This window comes from Acinetobacter sp. ANC_7504 (genome assembly GCF_056779995.1).
On record NZ_JBWYIZ010000025.1, the window covers coordinates 1 to 4809 of the forward strand.

The window sequence follows — 4809 nt, forward strand, 5'->3', positions numbered from 1 at the left end:
CTGTCTATATTCTGTGAGTTGTATTGCTAGTTCACTTTTTACAGTTATCCAACTACTCAATAGATTGAATAGCATTAAACATGTTGCTGTTATTGTTGTTTCATCTTTGGCATTAATCAATACAGGTATTCTAGTTAATACATCATCTTTAAAAGTATTATCCGTTTTAGGATTAATAGAATAATCATTGATTGCAAGAACTTCACTTTGAATCTGTTTGAGCTTTTCTATATTTTCTTGAACGACTACAAGAATCTCTGAAACTTCGTTGCCTTCGCTATCGTTTATAACTACAGCTTTACTGTCCTCACTCAAATAAAATGAACTTTTGGAAACCTTATTATTTCCGCCCCCATTAATCTCAACGCCAGTAGCCATATACATCCTTTAAAATAGAAATAAAGTAGATTATACATTAAGTGAACAAGCTTTATTTTTTAAACAAAGCATCTATTTTAGATACTATAGGGCAAGGACACACAAAGGGTACTCTATACAAAAACTAAAGTTTTCGATAGAGTTCCCTTTTGTGCCTTGCAAGGGAAGTCTCCCTTGACCCTCTTTCGACATTTTTATTTAAGAATTACGGCCATCAAAGATGGACATATTTCTTAAATAAAAAAGCCGACCCAATCAACGAAACGGATTTAGTCATGACTAAAAAAGAAATCGTCAAAAGACAGAAAGAAATTAAAGTCCGTTTAACAGAAGCGGAACATCAAGCATTACTTGAACGTATGACAGGTGGGGAGTTGGCAACGTGGATAAGACAAACCTGTTTAGAAGAAAAACCGAATAAAAAACGAAATTATAAAGTTGCAGATCCTCAACTTTTAGCAGCACTTGGGCGTATTGGTGGCAACCTGAATCAAATTGCTAGGCAAGTAAATACGGTTGAATCAGATATAGAGAAAATCAGAGCTTTTGCAGAACTAGCAATCATTAGAGAACAATTACAAAAGGTTCTAGCTGACTATGATCGTTAAATTTCTAGGAAATAAAGGCGGTGGCAGCGCAAGTGCAACCATTGATTACCTACTTGGTGAAGATAGAGACCGGTTTGGTGCAGTTTTATTAAGTGGTGATCCTGAACTCACACAACGATTAGCGGATAATTTGGATTTCCAAAATCGTTATACTGTAGGTGTTTTATCGTTTGAAGAAGTCAATCTTGAAGAAAAACAAAAACAAGAAATCATGCAGAGCTTTGAAGAAACGCTCCTTGCAGGCTTAGATCGAGATCAATATGACATCACTTGGATAGAACATACCGACAAAGGACGTTTAGAATTAAATTTCGTTATTCCAAATGTCGAATTAAGTACTGGAAAACGCTTACAGCCTTATTTTGATCAAGCAGACCGTCCATTGGTGGAAAATTGGAAACAAGTTACCAATTTTAATTATGGATTATCAGACCCTCATGCACCTGATAAAGCCCAAGCTATAAAAACTTTGAACAGCCAAAATTTGCCTGAAAATGTCAAAGAAATAAAACAACAGATTGGTACAGCGATAGCAGAGCAGATCAGCAACGGAAATATCCAAAATCGGCAAGATGTTGTCAATACGCTTGAAAATGCAGGTTTTGAAATCACACGGCAAACAGAACGATCAATCAGTATTAAAAATCCTGACGGCAAAAGAAATATACGTTTAGAGGGCGTAATTTATGAAAATCGACAATTTGATAAACAACTTGCAGAAGAACACAGCCGAGCAGGACAGGATTATCAAAGAACAAGCCGAGAGCGTTACGAAACAGCATCTGGAAAGCTACACCGCTTTGTTGAAAATAAACAACGAGCAAACCAAGAAACTTTTAAGCTCAAATCTTCAGATTATCCAAGACCAACAGCCGAAAATCAGAAACGCTTTGCGTTTGAATATACTCAAGGGAACAGTGTTGGGCGTGTTGATTTCAATGTTTCTGATATTTCTAGGCATGAATTTTTGGCTAGGAAAGCAAATCCAAGCCAAGAATCAGGAACTAGCAGAACTGAACTTCAAAATCGACCAAACACCTTTGGAAAAACAAATCTTACGCAGAGTGAAATTAGTCGAGAGCGAGGACAAGAAAAGCATGTTCATCGTGGCGAAGAACAGCAAGAAAGCCAAAGCATTCGAGAATACCAACGATCAAATGGTACTCAAGCTCACCAAGTAAAGACTGATTTAAAAAACCCTTTTGAGAATCCATTTAATCAGTCAAGTGATGGAATGGAGCTTTTACAAAAAAGTGGTTATCTATTTGAAAATTTACCAAGCCAAAAACAGATAAAACAGCCTGAAAAAGATCAATCTAATACATCGGAACAAGACAATGCCAAACGACTTCATGAATCGCTACAACGAATTATTGAACTCTTTAGAGAAACAGTTGAACGATTTAAACAAAATAAATCAAAGACAGACCGAGCAGATAGAAGCCTTGAACGATCAGAATCAAGTATTGAGAGTGCAGAACGAGGAATTGACCAGTCAAAATCAACAGTTAAACAATCTGAACAGCAGATTACGAGAGCTGAACAGCAAATTGATGCCCAAATAAAGTTAGAGCAAAAATCAAATAAAAAAGATTATGGTATGGAAAGGTAGAAAAATATTATTTTTTGGCGTACATTTGATTTACTATAATACGCATTATGTAAAATATAGGTGATGAAGTGGCTACAACAAATTTTAATCTTCGACTTGAACAAGATTTACGTGATAAAGCATTTCCAGTATTTGAGCGTTACGGATTGAGTGCATCACAAGCTTTCAAATTATTTTTAACTCAAGTTGCTGAAACGAATAAAATCCCTTTGTCTTTTGATTATGCAGAAGATGATAATGTACCGAATAGTGTGACTAGAAAAGCATTGCTTGAAGCTAAAAATAGAACTGATTTCTCAGAAGCTTATGCAACACCTGAAGACTTTATGAAAGCAATGCAAGAATTAGCCAATGCGTAAAATATTAGCTGAAAGTCAATTTAAACGAGATATTAAAAAGCAATTTTTAGAGCTAATTACACCTGCATGGGCAGAAGTATTGCATTGTCTTTGCAATGATCTCGAATTACCTGAAAAATATTGTGATCACAGTCTTACTGGGGATTGGATTGGTTTTCGAGATTGTCACGTAAAACCCGATTTAGTATTAATCTATGCTACAAAAGAGGACTATTTACAATTGGTACGAATTGGTAGTCATTCTGAATTATTTGGAAAACGTAGAAATAAATAGGACTGATATAAGTCAATAAAAATCAATTAGTTGTTTAGATTAAAAATAGTGTAGTATTTTCTATAGGCGAAAAAAAAGCAGGTCGGCAAACCTACTTTTTTCTCATTGTTTAACAAATACTTAAAGCATCGCTAAACTCAAATATATATTAGTATTTTACCGATGTTTTGAGCATTTGCAACATACAGGACGTTGCAAAAGGTGAAAAACGTACAATTAAGCGATTTTTTTGAAAATCTTGCTCATAAACCATACTGTGCAGATGAATTACTGTATGGCTTACAAATAAGACCCAAAAAAACGGCAATCAACATGCAATATATACAGGGTAATCAGCCTTGTATGATTCATTACTTCTTTTTTGACATAGATAGTGCAGAAGCTGTCATGGCTTGGCATGATGCAAATCTACCAATGCCTTATTGGACAGCACAGACCCAAAAGAATGGTCATGCTCATATCTGCTATAAATTAGAAATACCTCTGTGTACCAGTGAATTAGCCAGTCAAAAAGCTATTAGTTATGCTGCTAAAATTCAAGCTGGACTTGCAAATAAACTTGGTGCCGATGTTGGCTATAGCCATCTCATTACAAAAAACCCTTTTCATGCTGATTGGCGTACAACCTTTTGGACTGAAAGAGCCTATACGCTCGATTATTTAGCTGATTTTGTAGAGTTACCAAAGAAATTAAGCAAGAAACAGGAAGTTTCAGGACTTGGACGTAACTGCACACTGTTCGATACAGTGCGTAAATGGGCATATACAGCTGTTAGAGACTATTTACATCATAATAGTAGCCTTATATGGGAAAAAGCTGTTTTAACGCATTTAGAAGCATTGAATAGGGATTTTGAAGAACCATTGCCCTATAGCGAGATTAAAGCTACAGCTAAAAGTATTGCTAACTATTGTTGGCGTAATTTTTCGTATGCTGGGTTTAGCGAATGGCAATCTAATAATGCAAAACGAGCTAATGCGAAAGGGGCATGTTCATTAGGTGGAAAGGCTAAATCTGCCAAATACGATAAATTGAGAGAGCAGGCTAAGAAATTAAGAGAGGAAGGATTAAGCTTTAGTAAGATCTCAGTAGAGCTAGGATGTACTAAAGCAACTGCAATTAAATGGTGTAAATCGGTATAAGTGCCGCCATATCAGATATCAGCCGTTTTGCTTCTATCTGATATGGTTTTTTTTATTTATACATGTAGTGTTTTATAAGAGCTGATAATAAATTTAATCTGAATCTACTTGATGATCTTAAATTATTCATTGTTGTTTCAGTTACTTCTGAATCCCAACAATTATCTAATTTCACACCTTTGTCACAGTCATTAATTGTAGTCCCGCTTATTTGTATTTCTCTACTATTTGAAGCTTCTATTGCTACATCGCAATTTTCAAAACTGCAATCAATAATTTTAGCGCCTATGCAATTATCCATTCTTATTCCAGCCATTTTAACCTCCAACTAAAGAGGTAATGAACTGTCTATATTCTGTGAGTTGTATTGCTAGTTCACTTTTTACAGTTATCCAACTACTCAATAGATTGAATAGCATTAAACATGTTGCTGTT

7 protein-coding genes are annotated in these 4809 nt (G+C 35.2%); 5 read left to right on the top strand and 2 right to left on the bottom strand.

What is annotated here, in order from left to right; all coding sequences use genetic code 11:
* A partial coding sequence (locus AC1M9F_RS14405) for a hypothetical protein (protein WP_481598103.1) occupies positions 1-378 on the bottom strand: 378 nt, incomplete at its 3' end.
* A gap of 275 nt (positions 379-653) precedes the next feature.
* On the opposite strand from AC1M9F_RS14405, the gene AC1M9F_RS14410 reads away from it, so the two are divergent.
* From AC1M9F_RS14410 to AC1M9F_RS14430, 5 genes are all read left to right on the top strand, one after another.
* Positions 654-986 (top strand): plasmid mobilization protein, encoded by a 333-nt coding sequence (locus AC1M9F_RS14410; RefSeq protein WP_481598104.1) that lies wholly within the window; start codon positions 654-656, stop codon positions 984-986.
* The gene (locus tag AC1M9F_RS14415; RefSeq protein ID WP_481598105.1) at positions 976-2598 is read left to right on the top strand and encodes a relaxase/mobilization nuclease domain-containing protein; all 1623 of its coding nucleotides are present in this window, start codon (positions 976-978) and stop codon (positions 2596-2598) included. The genes AC1M9F_RS14410 and AC1M9F_RS14415 overlap by 11 nt, the downstream gene beginning before the upstream one ends.
* Positions 2599-2666: 68 nt before the next feature.
* The gene (locus AC1M9F_RS14420; protein ID WP_481598106.1) at positions 2667-2957 is read left to right on the top strand and encodes a type II toxin-antitoxin system RelB/DinJ family antitoxin; all 291 of its coding nucleotides are present in this window, start codon (positions 2667-2669) and stop codon (positions 2955-2957) included.
* A complete protein-coding gene (locus AC1M9F_RS14425) occupies positions 2950-3231 on the top strand; it encodes a type II toxin-antitoxin system RelE/ParE family toxin (protein ID WP_481598107.1) in 282 nt (93 codons plus the stop codon). Before AC1M9F_RS14420 ends, AC1M9F_RS14425 begins: the two co-directional genes overlap by 8 nt.
* 201 nt (positions 3232-3432) lie before the next feature.
* A complete protein-coding gene (locus tag AC1M9F_RS14430; RefSeq protein WP_481598108.1) occupies positions 3433-4374 on the top strand; it encodes a replication initiation protein in 942 nt (313 codons plus the stop codon).
* Positions 4375-4426: 52 nt separating this feature from the next.
* On the opposite strand, the gene AC1M9F_RS14435 is transcribed toward AC1M9F_RS14430, so the two are convergent.
* Positions 4427-4690, bottom strand: coding sequence for a right-handed parallel beta-helix repeat-containing protein (locus tag AC1M9F_RS14435; RefSeq protein WP_481598109.1), 264 nt, complete (start codon positions 4688-4690; stop codon positions 4427-4429).
* Positions 4691-4809 lie beyond the last annotated feature (119 nt).

Bases quoted from the DNA above. Each gene is read 5' to 3' on its own strand.
- AC1M9F_RS14410 (WP_481598104.1), top strand. From the start codon at position 654: ATGACTAAAAAAGAAATCGTCAAAAGACAGAAAGAAATTAAAGTCCGT.
- AC1M9F_RS14415 (WP_481598105.1), top strand. From the start codon at position 976: ATGATCGTTAAATTTCTAGGAAATAAAGGCGGTGGCAGCGCAAGTGCA.
- AC1M9F_RS14425 (WP_481598107.1), top strand. From the start codon at position 2,950: ATGCGTAAAATATTAGCTGAAAGTCAATTTAAACGAGATATTAAAAAG.
- AC1M9F_RS14435 (WP_481598109.1), bottom strand. From the start codon at position 4,690: ATGGCTGGAATAAGAATGGATAATTGCATAGGCGCTAAAATTATTGAT.